Raw genomic sequence first — 19867 nt, forward strand, 5'->3', positions numbered from 1 at the left:
TATCGGATAAAGTGACGATCAATGATGCCCTACACCGAATTCAGGTTAAAATAAAGTGCTGATTGCTGTATCTCCTAATTTGCCGGACAACACTTTCTTAGCTTTTTCAATGCCCACTGCAAGCTTTCCCATACGGCACTTTGATGTACGTTTTCTTTTTTGGCGATTTGACGCAGGGATACATTCTGAAAGAAGTGCAGAATAAACCGGCGCCGCTGGATTTCTGTCAATTCTCCGCTGTCCAGCAGCCGCTTTGCGGCTTCCTTGGCTTTTCTGGTATCGCTTTTATGTATCAAGTCCAAATCAAGGGGCGGGGCGGCAAGCTGCTCTGTTTCCTCCAGCCCATTGATGTTCACATCTAAACGGCTTGTCCGATTTTCATGTGTGACTTGCTGATGGTAGATTTCATCCGACAAGGCTTTCAGCTCCAAAAAGTCCTGTGCCGTCTTGCCGGGGTTCTCCGCAAGGTAGTCCTCCAGCATGATTTCTACAATGCGGTCTGCGACGGTAAACAATGCCCTCGCTGAATTTATTTAGGGCATAATCACTGTCTTTATAATTTTTCAAGTTCCTTTCCTCCAATCTGTTTTGCGAAAATGCTAAAACAGATCGGAGGGAGGGGAACGGCAGCGCGGCTTGATAAAAAGATTGCTGCCAAAGCCTTTAAATGGGATAGTATGTAAAACTAACGGGAGATTTGTCGAAAAAAATAAGTCAGCACGATGCCCATGGCAAAATGCTGACTCTTTTAGATTTACATGATTAAATTGTAAGACTGAAAGAAAGTATGTATAAGTTGTTCTGTCTCTATTTACACCTTGAAAAGGGATAAAAGTGGAATATTTTCATATGGATACCTCTCTCGCCATAGCAGCGAAAGCCGGTATCCTGATACCTGAAGCATCCGTCAAAAGCCGCAAAAGCCTGCCCTCCATGTAAGAGGGCAGGCTTTGCTTGACTTTCAGCTTTATTGATTTGTTGCGATTACTTCGTCTTTCTCACGCCGTTTTTGTCTACCTCGTAGCCATCCACTTTGGTGCTCTTGGCGAGGGCACCGTCAGTATAGAAGTAGTACCATTTGCCGTCGATTTCCAGCCACTGGCCGGATACCATCAGGCCGTCCTTGGTAAAGTAATAGGTCTTTTTGGCACTGTCGCTGCCGATGTTCCACCAGCCGGTGAGAGCCTTATTGCAGGAGTAATAGCGCCAGTTGTCGCCGTCCTTGACCCAGCCGGTTTTCAGCGTTCCGTTTATTTCAAAGAAATACTTCACGCCATCAATGGTTTGCGTCCCGGTGAGAGCCTTGCCGCCCTTGTAGTAGAGCCACTGTCCGGCATCGTTCAGTGCCCACCCTTGTGCGGTGGTGGGGTCAATGGTCAGCTTGATATACCGGTGGAGCATGGAGGAAACCTCTGCACGGGTGGCGCTGGCTTTTGGATTAAACTTGTTGCCTGTGCCGCCCATCATGATGCCCGCCTGCTGCATGGCAGTTACCGCTGTTTTGTAGGTGCTGCCGATGCTGGAAGCGTCCGTGTAGGCGGTGGCCTCACGGATCACGGGCAGCTTGTAGCCGGTGGCTTTGGCGTAGTTTGCGAAGATAATCGCAATTTCTTCACGGGTGATTGCCCGGTCGGGCGCAAACTGTTGATTGCCGATGCCCTGCATAATGCCTTTCTTGTATGCCCATTCAATGTAGGGACGGAAGGCGCTGTCGGCTTTTACGTCGGTAAAGCTGTTTGTGGTGTATGCTTTTACATCCACGCCTGCCAGTCTGCCGAGAGCTGTCACCAGCATTCCCCGTGTCATGGCGGTGTCAGGTGCAAAAGTAGTTTTTGATGTACCGGAGAGAAGTCCTCTGCCGACTACATAATCAATGGCTTCTTTTCCCCAATGGGTTCCGATGTCGGTAAACTTGGCGCTGGGAGCCGTGTAGCCCACGCCGTATACGGAGAAGTGGCCGGTGGGGATCAGCAGGCTCCCGCTGTTTGCGTCATATGCGGAACCGTCAATGCGCTGTGCTTTTCCGCTTGCGTCCACATACACGCCGAACAGATAGCCCACAGCCTCATTCTTACCCGGTGTATAAAGGAGGGAGAGGGTTGCCATTCCGCTGCCGAGGCTGGTGATGGTCTGTGTTTTTCCGTTTTTATCAACATAGTTGATGGTGATGCTGTACACCGGCCTGTTTCCAAGGAGAGCCTTTGCTTCCTTGGAGTGCCCTGCCGCCGGGGCGATGGTGATGCTGATATCCCCGCTACTCTGCTTCTGGATTTCCTTTAGGGCGTTCAGATCAAGACTGAGGGATACCGGTGCGCTGCTGATTTCAAACTCAGTTACCCCAGCACTTACAAGACTGTTCAGGGAATTTCGGGTCAAGGTTGCCGCAAGAGAAGTCGTGCCCTTTGGCATTGTAACATTCAGTGCCACCGATATGCCGTTAGCAGTTTTGCCCTGTGCACTTGCGTCAGCTTGCGCCTTTGCGATAGCGTCGGTGATAGCTTTTTCGGGGATGGTTGCGCTGGCTGTGCCATTTGTTCCCCTTGTTGCTGTGACAGGAGCCGTCGCCATCACCGGTTGGTCGGGCTTCTTTTCCGGTATAATGGTTGCAGGAATATCCGGTGTATAAGAACCGCCTCCACCGCCACCGCCGCCGTTGTAGCTCCAGATTGCCGTAACGGTCAGAGCGGAGGACACATTGGTAAAGGCTTTATCCCACCCGGTAAAGGTATAGCCATTTCGGGTAACGATGGGAGCAGTTGCCGCTCCGCCCTCCGCGATGGTCTGTGACAGCTCACCCCCTCCTGTGCGGCTGCCACCGTTCAAGTTAAAGGTAACAGTATAGGTCTGCTCTGCAACGATCAACGCTCCGACTGTGCGGGTCGTAATGGTGTAATTATCAGTTGCCGTGCCGCCTGTGAGCGTTATGGCATAGCTACCCGGTGTGTTGCCGTCAAAGGTTGGGCAAGCCAGTACAGGCTCGGCGTTCAAGGCATCCGCTTTGGTCTTGCCGGGAGCCAAATTGCCCACTGTATAGGTAAGCTCCGGCAGGCTGCCGCCCTTAATGACCGTCTTGTTATCGGCAACAAGGGCGATTTCCCGCTTTGCGATGGTAAAGTTGAATATCTCGCTGCCTGCATAATTGGGGTTACTCTCCGGTACATAAATGGTCAACTTATATGCGCCTGCGTTTGTGGGTGCGGTGCTATTGCTGTAGCCTACACCGTCTGTGGATTCATACAGCCATTCCAGTTGATTTACCGGAACAGAGCCGCCTGCAACGGTCACCGTGCCGCTTGCGGCATATGCCGCGCCGTCATAGGTTTTATCGGCGGTCATGATGCCGCCAATGGTAACGGGTTGCTTTGCCGTAACAGATACCTTGCGACTGACGGAATGGTCACCCGGCAGGGTCAGCCATGCGGGTGGAGTTATGTAGCTGACGGTGCCTGTAAAGGTCTGCTCGTTGCCCACAGCCGTTCTATCCAGCATTTCTCCGCCGTTCCAGTTGATGGTATAAGCAATGCTTTCGTCCTCAACGGCAATGCTGCCGCTTGTGGGGAGAATGGCGCTTCCCAATTCAGCGGCTGTAGCCGAGCTGTCGCTGTTTATAACCACCAGAGTGTCGCCGAAGGTTGGGTTCACCGCCGTAACTGTGGTAATCGTGAAGGTGATGTTCTTGGTCACGCCGTTGGGATCAACATTGCTGTTGCCTGTGAGCGTGCCGGTTACCGCATACTCCGCACCCTTTGCGTTGTACATTGTGGCAGTTCCCCATGTGATGGGCAGGGTTGCCGTACCGCCATCGGTGATGACTCTCACACTTGAAGGCAGACCTGCCGCATCCACAACAGCCTGTGCAGTTGTGGCGGTGCGCATTTCATAGGCGGTTTTGTTTGCGTTGTCCACAATCGTGGTGATCTCTGACACCTTTGCCTGTTCAATAGTGAAATAGACCGTACTGGAAGCGAGTGAGAGCGCGTAGTTGCCGCCCGCACTTAAAGTGCCAAGAGAAATAGCGTAGATCCCCACATCTTCGCCCACTACACGAGTTAACGCGCCAGTGAATGCCCCCGAATCCAAACTGCCATCGTTTTCAAAAACCAGTGCAGGGTCAATCCCACCGTATTTTTTCTTCTGACCAGCGTTGGGGGTAATGGTAACAGGTTTGGGATCAATGGTGTAGGTTATGTTTCTTGTACCGTAAAAGCTGCCGATGCCGGTCAAAGTCAGGGTCACCTCTCCGGCGTTTGTACCGTCGCTTGCGCTCCCGTCTGCTGCCACAACAGTATAATCGGTGTCCTTTACCAGCGTCTCGCCGTCAAAGATAATGGCCGGAACTTGCTCACTGCCGTTATAAGTGAGGCCGTCTGTTGCGCCCACCGTGGCATACTGGATATCCCGCGCCGTCAGATATAGCCCGCCGTCGCCGTTCTGCCCCGTGAGCCCTTTTAGCGTGGGCAGCTTACCCTCGGCGAATGTCCAAACGCCGCTGTCCCAAGCAGATGTGTTCCAATTTTCCGCCGTCGTCCAGAAGCTGCCGCCAAACAAGGTCTGTGACGTCACATCCGCACCGTCTTTTGCATTTAGACCCTTCTTTGCCCATGTGCCGGGAATGCGGCTGAACGCATAGTTGTTTAAGAGAATGCCGGAGGTGTTATTGCCCACCATGCGCCCATAATTGTATTCGCCTGCGTTGATGGAAGGGTTCAGCGCTACGCTATTTTTTGCTGTGCCGCCGCCGAGAAAACCCAGCACACCGCTAACATGCTCCGTTCCCTGAACACTGCCGGTGCTGTAGCAATTTTGCACGCTGCCGCTGCTAACATCTCCCGCAACGCCACCGACAAAGCGACCACCTGTGACATTGCCGGTGCTGTAGCAATTTTGCACGGCAGCAACCCCAACGAATCCCGCAACGCCGCCGACACTATCCGCACCGGAAACGCTGCTGTCGCTGTAGCAGCGCTGCACCGTAGTGACAGCAATTTCAAGATACCCTATTATACCGCCAACATAGTTGCCGCTGCCGGTTACACGGCCGGAGCTATAGCAGTCTTGTACCGTACCGCTTGAGGCATGCCCCACTGTTCCGCCGACACTCTCCACACCGGATACGTTGCCAATAACGGCGCAGTTCTCTACTGTCGCACCCCAAGCATGTCCGGCTACGCCACCGACACGGTTTTTTCCGATGACGTTTGCGTCGATGATTCTGATATTCTGCACTTTGCTGTCGACGTAGAGATAGCCAAATAAACCGGTATAATCAGCCGCCGGACGGTTGATCGTCAGCCCGGTAATGGTTTTGTTGTTGCCGTCAAAGCTGCCCTTGAATGCGTAGGTCATATTCATTCCAATCGGGTTCCAGCCATCCCCGCTTGCATAAACGGAAAGGTCAAGGTTGTTGACCAGCCTGTAATACCTTCCTGAATCCGCATAAGGTGAGGTTCCTAAATATACAAGTTCCGCCAGCTTGGCAAGGTCTACGGCGGTTTTGATAAGATAGGGGCTTCCGCTTGTGCCCGCACCCTCAAAGAGGGATGCGCCCGCCAGAAGCAAGTGCTCCGGCATGTAAGCATGCTGTCCGTCCATATTTTTAAGAAGCGGCAGTTTTCCGGATTCAATATGCCAAATATCGGTATCCCAATTTGCTGTAAAGCAGCTTGCCGTCGTCCAAAATCCCGCAACGCTGATTTCGGCGGCGGGTTTGGATAACCCGTCTACGCCATTTGCATCGCTGGTAATGGATTGCGAGGCAGTATTTTTTAAGACTTCCACACCATCAAAGGCGAGGTTGCCTGTCAGCGTGGCGTTGCTAAACTCCCACGCCACGCGCTCGACATAGCCTGAACCACTGACTGAGGGGTTAAGTGCAGCGCAATTTTTTACCGTGCCCTTATAGACTTGACCCGCTACACCGCCGGCTTTGTAGCTTTCAGAGACGACGCCGGTGCTGTAGCAGTTTTCCACTGTGGCAGAGCCTCCGCTTCCAACGCCAGAGTAGACATCCCCTGCCACGCCGCCGGCTATTTCAGCCCCGGAGATATTGCCGGTGCTGTAGCAGTCTTGTACATTGCCCGCGATTATCTTGCCCACCACCCCACCGGCATTACCCTTTTGGTCTGTGTCTGTCTGAGAAATATTTCCGGTACTGTAGCAGTTTGACACCGTACTGCTGGCAAGATATCCCACCACACCACCCAGGTATTCGCCACTTTTACTCCCAGTACTGTTGATCTCACAGGTGCTATAGCAGTATTCCACTGTGCTGCTGTAGTCCACAGAAGCGACCACACCGCCGACAGAGTTTTCAGCGGTGATATTGCCCATGGTGTAACAATTTTGCAATGTGGCCTCTACCATAGAGCCTGCGATGCCGCCGACCATTTGTGCACCATTGATGCTGATGCCTGTCAAACCAAGGTTTTTTACTGCTCCGCCACTGCCTATATACCCGAATAGCCCTTGATTTTCGCCGGTGCCGCGGTTGATGGTTAAGTTAGTAATTTTATTGCCATTGCCGTCAAAGGTGCCCGTGAATTGATGGCTGAAGGTGCCGATGGGCACCCAGCCCTCCTCGCTTGCATAGCCGGAAAGGTCGAGTTCGTTTATCAGCTTGTAGTGTGCCGCGTTATAGCTTGCGTCCCCCGTGTTTACAAGCTCCGCAAGCTTGGCAAGCTGGGCGGGGGTGATAATCTGGTAGGGGTTGCCGCTTGTGCCCGCGCCCCGGAAGTTTGGGTCACTGCCGTCTACGATATGCGAAGGCATATCAATCGCCGCGCCAAAGCCCGGGAGCTTGCCTGTTGCATATGTCCATGCCGTATCATTGCCAAACAACTCTTCAAAGAAGCCTGCCGCCTTGATATCTGATGCTGTTTTGGTTTCGCCGTTTTTATCATCGCTGCCTGAAGTTCCGCCGAATTTGCCCGTTCCGGGGTCGGTCATCCCGCCAAAGGCAATATTGCCTATCAGTGCGCCGGAACCGGAGATGCTGCCTGCCACGCGCCCGACAGCACTTAAACCGATAACCGAAGGATTCAGCGCGGCACAGTTTTGTATCGTGCCGTAAACAGTTCCCGTCACACCGCCCACATAAGCGCTTATAGATGGGCCTATGCCTGTGCCTGTAATGCTACCGGTGTTGTAGCAATTTTGCACCGTCCCATAAACCCACCCCGCTACACCACCGACACAAATTCTAAGAATGCCTGTACCTGTGGCGGATGCGGTGAGGCTGCCCGTGTTGAAGCAGTTTTGTATTATACCGGTATTAGTGACCCATCCTGCTATGCCTCCTATCGTGACACTGGTACCTGCACCCGTGACGTTGCCGGTGTTGTAGCAGTTTTGCACCGTTCCGGAAACCCACCCCGCCACACCGCCAACAGCGCCGCTTGTACCGGAGCCTGTACAGGTGACGTTGCTGATGCTGTAGCAGTTTTCCAACATGCCCTCGTCAACCTCTCCCGCCACGCCGCCAACATAACTGCTGCCGGTAACATTGCCGGTGCTGTAGCAATTTTGCACTGTTCCGCGAACCCATCCCGCCACGCTGCCGACATTAATTCGGCCGGTGATATTTACATTTATCACGCCCAGGCTTTTCACTGCTCCCTCGTTTCCAACATAGCCGAACAAGCCCTGATAATCAACGTTTCGGTTAATGTACAAGCCAAGGATGCTTTTATCGTTACCGTCAAAGATACCGGTAAAAGGAAATTCGCTTGTACCAATGGGCATCCACCCCTCGCTTTTAGAGTACGCCGAGAGGTCGATATCGTTCATAAGCTTTAGACTGACACTTGCGCGCGCATTGTTGAACAAAAACAACTCCAGCCCATTTTCTCGCGCGTTTACCAGCGTGGCAATCTCGGCAAGCTGTGCTGCTGTGGTAATTTCCAGCAGGCTGTACGTTGTGCCGCCGCCCGCCATGCGCGCCATCATACCCCCGACTGTCTGGGGAATATACACGGTTATGCGGGGCAACTCCACGCCGTCCGCAAGGCCATAGCCCTCGCCCAAAACGGCGGTGAACACATACAGGCCACGCTGGGGAGCCTCGGCGTCATAGTCGTGGTCGGCCTCCCAGGTCACCGGGATTTCGACCGCTTCGCCCTCGACCGTACCGCTTACGGTTTCCGGGAATTCCGGTGTGGTAGTATTCTGCCAGCGAACATTCTCGGGCAACTCTTCAAAGGCTGTAACTGTGCCTATCATGGTAACCGCACCAACGGTCGCGGTGATTGTCGGGACTTCCACGCCGCTGGCAAGGGTAAGTCCCTCCGGCAGCTCGGGAGTAAAAATATATGTACCCGCTGCTTCACCGTTGTATTCCGGTGATGAATCCCATGTGACAGGCAGGGAGACGGTGATTTCCGTCACGCTGTCCACGGTTTTCTCCGTGGGTTCGGCTTCAAAGCTGTCCTTGGTTATTTCCATGTCGGAGGGGGATGCGATTTCATCTCCCTCGCTGTCGCCGATTTCGGATTCCTCCGTTTCGTCAACATCAATCGCTGACCCGCTTACCGTATCGGCGCTGACCGGTTTCGTATCAGCTTCTCCGGAGTCCAGTACCGGTTCTTCTGTAGAAGCCGCAAGCCGTATGGTCGCTGTCAGAGAATCCGGCAGCTCCAAATCCGCTTCGGATGTGCCAAGGGAAACGCTCTGCTCCGCAATCTCTGATTTCAGTGCTTCAAAGGCAATTATCTTGCCGCTTGCGCCATCAGAAAGCATACCTGTATCCGCCGATGCTGGCACAGGTGTCATTACCACAACCATGATTGCAGACAGCAGCATGGCTGTAATTTTGTGAAACGCTTTTCTTCTGCTCATACCATTTCCTCCATTTCGTACTATAAAAACTCCTATTGAATCTACAACTGCTCCCGCACACTTCGCCAAGCAAATTCCAAGAACTGTGACCGTTTTGGCTGGGCTGCTTGAATTTGAGACTATTAGATGCTATACTAAAAGTGGAATAACCCATATTAGTGAACAAGGTTACTTACTTAGATTATTATACCTTACTTTTTAAGAAAATTCAATAGAGGAGAGGAAACATGAGAGAGAAAAAGCCTGATAAAAGAAAAGTGCAAGGAGCAGAAACGAGAAAGAAGCTGTACGAGATTGCGAAAAAGCTGTTTTCAGAGCGCAGCTTCGCTGACGTAAATGTAGAGGATATCACGGATGAAGCCGGTATCACCAAGGGGGCCTTTTATGTCCATTTCGAGTCAAAGGATGCGCTGATTGCCATTTTAATTGCAGACTACGTAGCCGGCGCCGATACGAATTACAAAACCTTTGTGGAAGCACTGCCCAATGAGATGCCAGCCTCAGAGGTGCTCCTTGCGCTGACCCAAAAGATAGCTGATGAACTTGTGGATACCATCGGCTGTGAGAATATGAAAAAGATCTATCAGATGCTGCTGACGGGAACCGTGGACACCGAAGCGGTCAAGGGTTATGGCAGAGAGCTTTATTTGCTGTTTTACAGCATATTGGACAAGGGCATCCGGCGCGGTGAGATCACATCTTCATTGCCGCCCGAGGCTCTTTCCCGACATTTTGTGATGGCGATAAGGGGCGTTAGTTATGAATGGTGCGTCCGCTACCCTGATTTTGACCTCAAGGTGCAGGCCGTGGAGCATTGCCGGTTGCTGGTTGAGGGAGTGAAAGCAAAGTAGACATATTGTCCGCCTCTGACATTCACGCCCCAGCTTGACAAACCTCACCGGACCTGTTACCATAAATTCACGGCAGAGAAGGCCGTACCAAAAGAAGAATAACGAATAGAAGCAAAGCCTGACAAATCCGACGCCAGCCGTGTCGGTTCTGTCAGGCTTTTTATTTTTATCCGGAAGGAGGTGCAAGCATGGTTTTCAGTTTTTGGAGCGCAGCGACACCCTGCCGCTTGCGGCAGGGGAAAACACCGGATAAAAACGCAGTTTTTAGGCCGGAGTGCAGGAATAGGCGAGTAGCAGACTCGCCGGAAAACGGCTTGCAGGCAAAGCCTGCAACGGAAATCCGAGGGGGATATGGGAACCCCTTTGGACTGTCGGCCTAACAGCCAGAAAAGGAGGTGATAATACCCAGGTTCTAATCCGGCAAAGGACAGCATTTGAGAAGGTGAATTATATTTTGATAAATCACCATATTCAGCATAGATAACAGCTGCTGATAAAGCACCAATACCTGGTATGGTAAGTGATTTAGGCTGAATATCTTGAATCAGAGAAATGATTTGTTCTTCAATCAAGTTAACTTCTTTAGCAGCTTGGTTGTGCAGATTAATGAGGCTCTGGAGTTGCAAAGAGAAGATTTCATTATCTTCACCGACAGTATTAGTAGCAAGCTCCTTGAGTTTTAAGAACTTCTGCATAGAAAACTTACCTCTGGAAATCTTACGAAGATTATCGTAGGAAGCAGAGTTCATACGAGCCATTTTTTCAGCAGATCCGTATGTTTCAAGAAGATATAAAGAAGTCTTACTGAAACGATTATGGAAGAAAGGCTTAAATTCAGGAAAAGTGTGATCCAAAACATTGGTTATCTTAACAATATAAAAGCTTCTTTGTTTTACAAGCGTATCTCGAAGACGAGTTAATGACTTTAATGAATATGTATGATAAAATCCTACTGGGTAGGGTTTGTAGTCTACTGTCATTAACCAACGGGCTATAGAAGAGCAATCTATGGCATCGGTTTTGGTACGTCGTAAGGTCTGAGACTTGTTATATTTAGCAAGAAGTACAGGGTTAAATTCCATGAAGCTGTAGTGGGCTTTTTCAAGGAATAACTTCAGATTAAGGGCATAATGAGCAGTAGCTTCAAACCCTATTCGTATTTCTTCCTGAGGATTAAGTGCTTTTAGAACTGTAAGAAGTTCCAGAAAACCATCCTTGTTGTTTTTGATGGTAAAAGAGTTAGTAACAAACTCGCCTGATTCGGTAGTGATGAAGCAGTCGTGTTTGTACTTGGAAATGTCGATCCCGACAAAGTACATGATAGATACCTCCTAAAATAATATTTGCACTGTTGTTTTCCACAAGAATCTCGGCTGTGTTTTCACGTAAATATAAACGTCGAAGCGTTAACTAGCTAATTACCAGTGAAGACGAAAACCTGTGGTCTGAGTCACCTCCGAACAGTCAAGGCTGTAGTAAAATAGAAACAAATCCACAGTGCTTTATTATTATAACGGAGTAATAAGATTACCCCAACTCTTTTGGGGAGAAAGGAAAATAATCCAAACACCCTTGAAAGAGGATAATTGGATTATACGTGTAAAATGAAACCCTATACCACCGTTCAACTCAACGTGAAGGTAACCGATACCACCGTTGAGTCAGATTGTGCTGGCAGAGATACGGCGCGTAACACTGGAGGCAAATGCACATCGGGAAACATTCCTGAAACGGGCGATGGAAAAACACAGCAGCCAGCTTAAAAAAGATATGGCGACGCAGACCCGTGAGCTGGAAAAAGCACGGAGGCGTTTGGAGGAACTGGATAAGCTGTTCCGGAAAGCTTTTGAACAGATGGCGCTGGAACATCTGTCAGAACAGCAATTTCATATGCTGACGGGCGGTTACGAAACGGAAAAGACAGCACTTTCCAACCGTGCGGCAGAATTGGAACAGGCCATCGGCGGCGCAAAGCACAAAATGCTGAATGCCGACCGTTTTCTGAAAATCGTGGATAAGTACACAGATATTCAGGAACTGACGCCAGAGCTGGTGCGGGAGTTTATCGAGAAAATAGTTGTCCATGACCGCAGTGAGCCATGGAAGAAGAAAAACTACACCCAACAGGTTGATGTGTATTTCAACTTTGTGGGTAAGGTTTAAGGCAAGAGAAAAGCCGCAGGACTTCAAAATCCTGCGGCAAATCTCAAAAACTGAAAACATCCTTATTGGTGTTTCCCTTTCCGGGAGGTCTTGTTTTTTTTCAAAGCGAAAATATCCTCATATGTATCTTTCTGACAATACCTGAAATTCAGGTTTCGTGACATATGAGCTGTATATTATTCGCTCTTTAAATTCCAATATTTTTTTAAACCTATAAATCTGCGCTGGGGCTGTTATATATTCCAATACCCTGTCCCTAGGAACCCAAATAACATTGCTGGTTTCATCTGAGCAAGTACATTCGCCACTCTCATATTGACATATAAAATCCATCATAACTTTTGTTGGAACTGGAGTTACCCTATCAAAAAACAAATGCTTTCCCACGTTGGAGTAGATTCCACAAAGGCATTGAACCTTTGCCCTTATACCACTTTCCTCAAGTATTTCTCGAATAACTCCATCTTCAATACTCTCTCCTTCTTCTATTTGCCCGCCAGTACAATCCCAACCTCTATTATGTGTTTTCACTATTAAAATATTATTATTCTTATCAAAGACGTATCCTCCTGCTGCAACAATATGTGTCGGCCATCCCATAATATCCGCCTCCTTAAAAGTATGTATGCATTTGTTCTACCTGTATAGGCGGCCTTATCTATAATAATTTGGGCCTTAAATTTATGTCACCCACAATTAATTTGTGGATTTATTCACCGGATTTTGTCAAGTTTGCCTATAATCTGAAAGAATATTTAGCAAGTGAATTGGAGTTTTTGCCTCCGAATAATAAATATACCGACGGAGCGTATCCGGTCGGACAACTAAAGGATATCATAATACATTTTAATCACTTTAAGACAAAAGAAGAAGCCTTAGACAAATGGAATGAAAGAGCAAAAAGAATCGATTTTGACAATTTGTATTTCATTACAGATGATAATGGATTAAAAGATGAGGATATCTTAAAAATGCAGAAGGTGGAATGTAAACGGGCGATTGTCTTTACCGCAACGCCCAAGCCGCAATTCGGCGTCACCTACTGGCTGAAAAGATACGCTAAAACCGGTGCCATGGGGGAATACAGCGTACGTGACCTTGACGGCTTCCGGGAGTTTGAAAAATCATTTGATTATGTAAAATGGTTAAACGGTGATAAAATTTTTTAATTTAGGAGTGATTCATTGGATACCACGGTAATTAATATAAAAAATGAAAAAGTCTCCTTGTATGCAAAATTAGCTTGTATTTATATCATCAGCATGCCGTTGACCATTATCACAGTCACCTATGGATTATCCCTGCTTAAAATAGTTTCAGTTATAATAGGGATTGTTTTGGTTCCGAACATGTTTTTTGGCAAAGGTAAACTTAGCTTAAACAGTGTTCATCTGTTCTTTGCAATTTATTTGCTGTATTGTATTGGGGGACTGCTGATATTAAGAATAGATTATGCGGTTTTTCAAATAAAAGGGCTTATAGAAGCGTTTATTTTTGTTAATGTACTCAGCGTAAGAATTTATAACCAAAGGGAAAAACGGTGGATAGAAAGTGCGTGGATCATAGTAGGAATTATATGCACGATTTTCGGGCTGATAAGCAAGGAGGTCGTAGAAGCGACCAGAATAACGCTTTCAATATTTGGATTTTCCGAGGATCCGAATCAATTTTGTGCGTATTTGATACTTCCGCTGATATATACAATCATGCATCTTACAAAGTAAGCGTCAACGGAAGCACGCCTTATGTCATTAATCAAAAAGAGTATCTATGTTCCTTCCTTAAAGATGGAAGAATACAATTAAGTAACAATTTAGCCGAACAATCAATTAGAATGTTTGTAATCGGCAGGAAAAATTGGATATTTTCCAATACAGCTAATGGTGCTGGTTCTTCAGCCTTAATATATAGTATTGTACAGACAGCAATAGCTAATAATCTTAAGCCAGAGCATTATTTAAGATATGTCTATGAACAGATACAACTCCAAAAGGATTTAGAGTTAGAGAATCTATTACCCTGGTCTGAGAAGATACCAGAAGAATGTAAAAACAAAACATCTGATTAAGATATAACTATTATACTTGATCAGATGTTTTATTTATAGGCGTGTTTCTTTTGACGCTTACCTTACAAAAGAGAAAAAAGGCAGAGTTTTGTATGCGGCCTTGTTGCTTGCAATGCTTCTGGTATTATTTAAAACAGGCTCCAGAGGAGGACTTATAGCGATATTTGCAGGGGCTGGTTTTTACGTTCTTTTTGGAATAGAGGATGTGAAACGGAAATTGCAGGTGCTTCTGTTGATAGGGGTTCTCGCAGTCCTGTTTATGGTTTTGATTTATCCGACTTTGCCGGAACAGACCCGTGAGCGATTCAGCATAGAACGTGTGGAGAAAGATAAAGGAACCGGGCGGTTTGAAACATGGGATACTTTGATAAAGGCGTCCGTGAAAGACCCGGAAGCTATGATTTTCGGGCTTGGAATAGGTTCTACTGTGCCAATACTTGAAAAGGCAAATTCAATTGCAAGGTATGCCCATAATCAATGGATACAGGTTTTCTGCGATCAGGGCTTCGTCGGGTTGTTTTTCTTCGGATATCTTATCCTTTCGGCAATTGTCCGTAATTTGAAAAAAAATCCGCCGGTATCCGCTGGAATGATTGGTATCATTGCATTGTCCATGTCGCTTACAATGTAGGTTTTTAAGCCATATATGAACCTATTGCTGATGTGTGCAATGACCTTCCAGCCGCCGCTCACAGCACAGGAGGAAACGGAGGACATAAATGAAATCATGGAAGAAGTCAATGGTGATAGTGAATAATAATTTGGATATAGGCGGAATCCAGAGAGCGCTTGTGAATCTGCTGAATGAAATTAGCAGCAAATTTGATATTACCCTTTTTTTATTCAAAAAAAGCGGTGCGTTACTTTGTGAAGTCCCTGATCATGTTAAAATTATAGAAGCAAGAGGTGTTTTACGCCTGTTGGGTGTTTCCCAGGCGGAAGCCAGGCAGATGGGAGTGCTTTATTATTACCTCAGGGCTGTTTTGGCACTGCTTTGCAGGATGTTTCATAATAATTTCATTATTAAATTGCTGACTAAAAGCCAGGGGATGGATGGAAAATACGATGTGGCAATATCCTACATGCAAAATTCATATAGCAAGATGTTTTTTGGAGGCTGCAATGAATTTGTGATTAATAGTATAAAAGCCGCCAGGAAAATCAGCTTTGTACATTGTGATTTCTCAAATTATGAAGGAAATAATAAATCTAACCGCGGTATCTATGATAAATTCGACCGAATCGCGTTGGTTTCGAATTCCTGCAAAAATAGTTTTGAAAATGTAATGCCCCATCTTGCAGGTAAAACGGCTTGTGTGTATAACTGCTGCATTTATGAGCAAATAAAAAAAATGGCCAACGAAGATCCGTATATTTATGAGAAAGGAATCAATCTGCTTACGGTTGCAAGAATAAGCGAAGAAAAAGGGTTGTTGCGCTGTGCTGATATTATGAAAAAACTGAAGCGAAGCGGATGCGAATTTTTCTGGCATATTATAGGCGACGGCGGTCAAAAAACAGAGCTTCTGCAAAAAATACAAGAAAATGAACTTGATGATTGTGTGATTTACCATGGGGAAACCAATAATCCCTATAGATATATGAAGAATGCATCCACACTTTTGGTACTTTCTTATCACGAAGCGGCTCCTATGGTATTTATGGAGGCGAAGGCACTGGGACTGCCCATCCTTGCCACGAATACCTGCAGTGCCAAAGAAATGGTAGAGGATACAAAAGCCGGAATTGTTTGTGACAATCAGGAACAAGCAATTCTTGAATTATTGCTTAAGGTATGTAAAATTCCGCAGTTGTTAAGACCCGCTGTCATCCGGGCAGACAATAAAATTGCCGTGAAAGAATTTTGTGATTTGGTAGAAAACGCTTATGATTAGACAGATATTAAAAAAAATCATTTCCATTCTAATTTCCTCCTTGCCGGGTATCAAGCGGAAACGAAAGCAGTCCATCGAAAGAATGAGAAGGGAATATAATGATTCGTTGCCTGTACCGAGTATTATTTCCTCAAAAGGAGCAGGCGGTATCATTTCCATGAATTTAAACCTTCCCATCAAATCACCCACCGTACTGCTTTGGATACCTATGCCTGACTTTGTAAAATTCGTAGGCAAACTGTCCTATTATCTTGGGCTGGAGCTTGAACGGTCGAATTATTCCCGGTATCCCGTCGGAAAATTGGATGATGTAGAAATACATTTTAATCACTATAAAAATTGGGAAGATGCCCATGCGGCTTGGAATAAGCGGAAAGATACCGTGAACTTTAATAATTTATATATCATAGCAGATGATATCGGACTGTCTGATGAAGATATGATAAGGCTGGAACAAGTAAAATGTAAGAGAATGATAATTTTTACCGCTTTAAAAAAACAGGAATTTCAATATACCTTCCAGCTCAAGCAATATGAAAAAAGAGGAGTTTTAGGTGCTTATAGCGCAAAGGATCTGTTTGGAATCCCGGAATTTGAAAAATGCTTTGATTATGCAAAATGGTTAAACGGAGAAAAGGAGTTTGACTTGCAAAAATGAAAAAATTTGTAATCATTTCCGTTAGTATTGTACTGATGTTTATCATCTATGTTATGATTGAAAACAGCATCCTTGTTGTGAAAAATATAATATAGTTTCGTCCAAAATTGACAAAGGCCTGGATGGTTATAAAATCGGCCTTATTACCGACTTTCATAATAGCTCCAATTTTTCGAAAATAATAAAAAAGATGAAAACGGAAAAGCCGGAGATGATTGCCCTGGTCGGTGACACTATTAATATGAGCGGCAAGGAATGTGAGAATGCGGATAAATTAATAGAAGGTTTAACAGAAATTGCGCCGGTATATCTGGTTTCGGGAAATCATGAAATTGCGCCTATGGCCCAAGATATTACCGCCAGGTTTTATAAATATGCCCAGGAAAAAGGTGTTACTATAATTGATAACAAAGCTGTGGAAATCGAATACAATCACAGTGTCTTTAATCTGATCGGCTTCGGTGATATTATTTATGATGATAAAAGCTTGCAGAACCCTGTATTTTATAATAAACTAAAAGAAAACCTCCAGACATTATATGATGAAATTCAAGATAAAAACCGATATAACATTTTACTTTTTCATAGGGGAAATTATATCGATACAATTTCAGAATACCCCTTTGATTTGGTTTTGGCAGGGCATTTGCACGGAGGGCAAATCAATCTTCCCTATATAAGGAACAGGCTGCTGATCGATCGATTTGGAACGGATAAATATTTGGCCGGATATTATAGAGAAGGAAATTTGCAGGGAATTATCAGCAGAGGAGCAATATATAGCCTAAAGCCTCCAAGACTTTTTAATCCGCCGGAGATAAATATAATTATTTTAAAGGGCATTTAGAAATCCTGCGATACGGGGGATATGGTATTCCTTCCCGGAAGCCCGGAATTTAAGACGAGGAGAAGATAAAATGACAATCAACCAAGAAACCATGGAGCAGGGTGCAATAAAGTTTATAAAAACACTATTTCGTCTCCCGGAAATTGAAAGAGTTGCAATTAAGGATGTTTTTATTCAGTCACCCGACGATTATGATAACATTAGGAAAGGACTCGCCTTATGCTATCATGATAATTTGAGTGATGTGGATTTTAACGCATGGCTGAGGTTAAGTCCGGAGGATTTTCACGGAGACACTCCGATTTACAAGAAGTATTTCCCCAGATTAGGGATGGAGGATGAGATATTTGGAATTATATTTCAGGAACGCTTTGACAAGGAAAGCTGCAAGGAAGGGATGCGTATCTGCCTGAAAACAGGATTTCGTATGGATTTTACCTGTTTTACCAGGTGTGATGAAAATGCTGCAACCTTACCCCAAGCGGATTTGCGGACGAATATTACGGCACAGCAGCCGCAGAATCTTTGGGCTGACTTGGATCTGGATAAAGTAAATTCTTTTTGGTTTACTTCAATACTGGCACTTTCAAAATTATTGCGTCACGATTACCTGATATCAGATCATCTGTCACATATGCTTTTAATGGAATGCCTGGTGCTGCAAATGTTGGACAGAGATAATTTATATCAGACAAACTTTCACAGATACGGATATGCAGAGCAAATAGAGTATAGGAATATTAATGTTTCACATTATGAGAAATATTTGACGAACCAGGATGATACCTACAACCATATTGTTCAGAATCTCTGCAGGGCAGTAATTTGTTATGATGATCTGGCAGCAAATTCAAATGCTTTGTATCAAAAGCGAAGTAATCTATTTTTTGATATATGGAATAGCTACCTGACTTAGTTGATTTCCCTCAGGAGCCTTAAAAATCAAGGCTCCTGAGGGTTTTTTATTTCAGTCGGCTTCTGTGGCGGTTATTGGAATATGTTGTTAGATAAAAAAGAAAATGATATAATAGTGAGGTTGCTAAATATAATTTATGTTCAGGGGGTTAGGTATGGAAATCACAATACGTGAAATTGCAGTCAGTGATTATTTTGCAGTTGTATTATTATGGAATGAAGTTCTGGGGAACCGTAATGTTAATAATGAGAATTTTCCTGTTACTATGGAGAAAATGAAAAAGGAAGGGAATTACAAAACATTTGTAGCATTATACGAAAATAAAGTAGCCGGTTTTATTGCAGTAACACAGGTATTGGCAGCGGGGGTTCCCAATGGATACCTGCATATTCAAGGGCTTGCTGTACAAGAGGAACTTCAGCATAGGGGGATCGGCAGCAGGCTTCTCAGACATGCGGAGGATTATGCAAAAGAAGCCGGAGCTCCATTTATTATATTGTGCAGCGGAGTGAAACGTACGGATGCCCACGCTTTCTATGAACGTAATGAATATGATAAAGATTCCTACTGCTTCGATAAAAATATCAGTTAATTGAAAATATCAAAGCTTTTGCACAGGGTATCCATACGTTTTTTGTTCCTGCCGGGCAGTTCCGATATGGGAACCCCCGATGGGGGATGATATGGACATAGGGGATTATAGAGAAAAATCGATTGGTGGTAACAGAGTGATAAAAAATTAAGTCAGGAGATCAGAATATGGTAGACGAAATATATAGCATGTATAAAGAGAACCTGCCGGATATAGTCCGAAGTGAGGAAGTTGTAAAAGAAATACTCAGCGATAAAAACAACCATATCATAAGTTATAGGGAAGGCGGAAAATTAGTTGGTGTTTCTGTTATTAATGAAAATACAATATATTTGCTTTGCGTGGATAGAGCATTTCAAAACAGGGGTATTGGCACCAAATTACTAATCCAATCGGAAGAATACATAGCCTCCAAGGGTTTTAATAAAGTTGCTGTCGGTGCGGGAAAAGATTATATCATGCCAGGTGTTCCTATGAATAACGGAGCTCATACCTTTTTTAAAAAGGATGGATATATTCATGCCTGGGGTGATTGCGGTTGCTTTGACATGAGCCAGCAGTTAAAGGATTTTAATTATGCCGAGCATTCTATAGGGGATACGATAAACGGAATAACCTATAGATGGGCCGCCGCGGATGATATCGATAACATTGTAAAATGTGTATCTGATGCGGAAGAAGACTTTGTACAATATTATAAGGATAAAAGCATATATGAAAAAGACACAGGCACGTTAGTGCTGATTGCCGAAAAAGACAGTGAAGTACTGGGCACCCTTATGGTCAGTATAGAAGCGGAAGGGCAGGGCATGGGAAGCGTCGGCTGTACTGCCACGGCTCATAAGGCTCGAAATAAAGGAATAGCGACCAATATGGTCATATTGGGTACGAAGTACTTGAAGGACATAGGATTAAGCAAAGCTGTTTTAGGCTATACATATACAGATATCGTGAATATGTATGGCAGAGCTGGGTATAAGATCAGTATGGAATATTACATGGGGGAAAAAGCGATGGAAGACATTCAAGTATAGCATGCTATTCT

16 protein-coding genes are annotated in these 19867 nt (G+C 45.6%); 12 read left to right on the forward strand and 4 right to left on the reverse strand.

Annotation, left to right across the window (positions count from 1 at the left end):
* Positions 1–74: 74 nt before the first annotated feature.
* Together HNQ56_RS21335 and HNQ56_RS21340 are read right to left on the reverse strand one after the other, a co-directional pair.
* Positions 75–515, reverse strand: coding sequence for a sigma factor-like helix-turn-helix DNA-binding protein (locus tag HNQ56_RS21335; RefSeq protein WP_429150256.1), 441 nt, complete (start codon positions 513–515; stop codon positions 75–77).
* Between the two features lie 469 nt (positions 516–984).
* On the reverse strand, positions 985–8832 hold the full coding sequence (locus tag HNQ56_RS21340) for an S-layer homology domain-containing protein (protein ID WP_429150258.1): 7848 nt from the start codon (positions 8830–8832) through the stop codon (positions 985–987).
* 227 nt (positions 8833–9059) lie between these two features.
* On the opposite strand from HNQ56_RS21340, the gene HNQ56_RS21345 reads away from it, so the two are divergent.
* Positions 9060–9683: a TetR/AcrR family transcriptional regulator gene (locus HNQ56_RS21345; RefSeq protein WP_429150260.1), complete on the forward strand. Its 624-nt coding sequence runs from the start codon at positions 9060–9062 to the stop codon at positions 9681–9683.
* A gap of 56 nt (positions 9684–9739) precedes the next feature.
* Here HNQ56_RS21345 and HNQ56_RS21350 read toward each other — a convergent pair whose 3' ends face one another.
* The gene (locus HNQ56_RS21350) at positions 9740–11002 is read right to left on the reverse strand and encodes an IS110 family RNA-guided transposase (RefSeq protein WP_429150262.1); all 1263 of its coding nucleotides are present in this window, start codon (positions 11000–11002) and stop codon (positions 9740–9742) included.
* A 418-nt stretch (positions 11003–11420) separates the two neighbouring features.
* Between HNQ56_RS21350 and HNQ56_RS21355 the strand changes: the two genes are divergently transcribed.
* Positions 11421–11846, forward strand: coding sequence for a DUF4368 domain-containing protein (locus HNQ56_RS21355; protein WP_429150263.1), 426 nt, complete (start codon positions 11421–11423; stop codon positions 11844–11846).
* Positions 11847–11963: 117 nt separating this feature from the next.
* Here HNQ56_RS21355 and HNQ56_RS21360 read toward each other — a convergent pair whose 3' ends face one another.
* Positions 11964–12446 (reverse strand): NUDIX hydrolase, encoded by a 483-nt coding sequence (locus tag HNQ56_RS21360; protein WP_429150265.1) that lies wholly within the window; start codon positions 12444–12446, stop codon positions 11964–11966.
* 29 nt (positions 12447–12475) lie between these two features.
* Here HNQ56_RS21360 and HNQ56_RS21365 point away from each other — a divergent pair, with 29 nt between their 5' ends.
* From HNQ56_RS21365 to HNQ56_RS21410, 10 genes are all read left to right on the forward strand, one after another.
* On the forward strand, positions 12476–13015 hold the full coding sequence (locus HNQ56_RS21365) for a DUF1919 domain-containing protein (RefSeq protein ID WP_429150475.1): 540 nt from the start codon (positions 12476–12478) through the stop codon (positions 13013–13015).
* Positions 13016–13030: 15 nt separating this feature from the next.
* The gene (locus tag HNQ56_RS21370) at positions 13031–13570 is read left to right on the forward strand and encodes a hypothetical protein (RefSeq protein WP_429150481.1); all 540 of its coding nucleotides are present in this window, start codon (positions 13031–13033) and stop codon (positions 13568–13570) included.
* Positions 13516–13914, forward strand: coding sequence for an IS66 family transposase (locus HNQ56_RS21375; RefSeq protein WP_429150476.1), 399 nt, complete (start codon positions 13516–13518; stop codon positions 13912–13914). The genes HNQ56_RS21370 and HNQ56_RS21375 overlap by 55 nt, the downstream gene beginning before the upstream one ends.
* A 16-nt stretch (positions 13915–13930) precedes the next feature.
* Complete coding sequence (locus tag HNQ56_RS21380) at positions 13931–14545, forward strand: O-antigen ligase family protein (protein WP_429150267.1); 615 nt, start codon at positions 13931–13933, stop codon at positions 14543–14545.
* Positions 14546–14633: 88 nt separating this feature from the next.
* On the forward strand, positions 14634–15809 hold the full coding sequence (locus HNQ56_RS21385; RefSeq protein WP_429150269.1) for a glycosyltransferase: 1176 nt from the start codon (positions 14634–14636) through the stop codon (positions 15807–15809).
* Positions 15810–15891: 82 nt separating this feature from the next.
* The gene (locus tag HNQ56_RS21390; RefSeq protein ID WP_429150478.1) at positions 15892–16467 is read left to right on the forward strand and encodes a DUF1919 domain-containing protein; all 576 of its coding nucleotides are present in this window, start codon (positions 15892–15894) and stop codon (positions 16465–16467) included.
* A gap of 142 nt (positions 16468–16609) precedes the next feature.
* Complete coding sequence (locus tag HNQ56_RS21395) at positions 16610–17314, forward strand: metallophosphoesterase (protein WP_429150479.1); 705 nt, start codon at positions 16610–16612, stop codon at positions 17312–17314.
* Positions 17315–17384: 70 nt separating this feature from the next.
* Entirely contained in the window at positions 17385–18230 is an 846-nt protein-coding gene (locus tag HNQ56_RS21400; RefSeq protein ID WP_429150271.1) for a hypothetical protein, read from the forward strand.
* 154 nt (positions 18231–18384) lie between these two features.
* Positions 18385–18822, forward strand: coding sequence for a GNAT family N-acetyltransferase (locus HNQ56_RS21405; protein WP_429150273.1), 438 nt, complete (start codon positions 18385–18387; stop codon positions 18820–18822).
* A gap of 167 nt (positions 18823–18989) precedes the next feature.
* Positions 18990–19856, forward strand: a complete 867-nt coding sequence (locus tag HNQ56_RS21410; RefSeq protein ID WP_429150274.1) for a GNAT family N-acetyltransferase — start codon at positions 18990–18992, stop codon at positions 19854–19856.
* Positions 19857–19867: the final 11 nt, after the last annotated feature.

The sequence above is a fragment of the Anaerotaenia torta genome (assembly GCF_050433395.1).
In the GTDB taxonomy this organism is placed as follows: Bacteria; Bacillota; Clostridia; order Lachnospirales; family Lachnospiraceae; genus Mobilitalea; species Mobilitalea torta.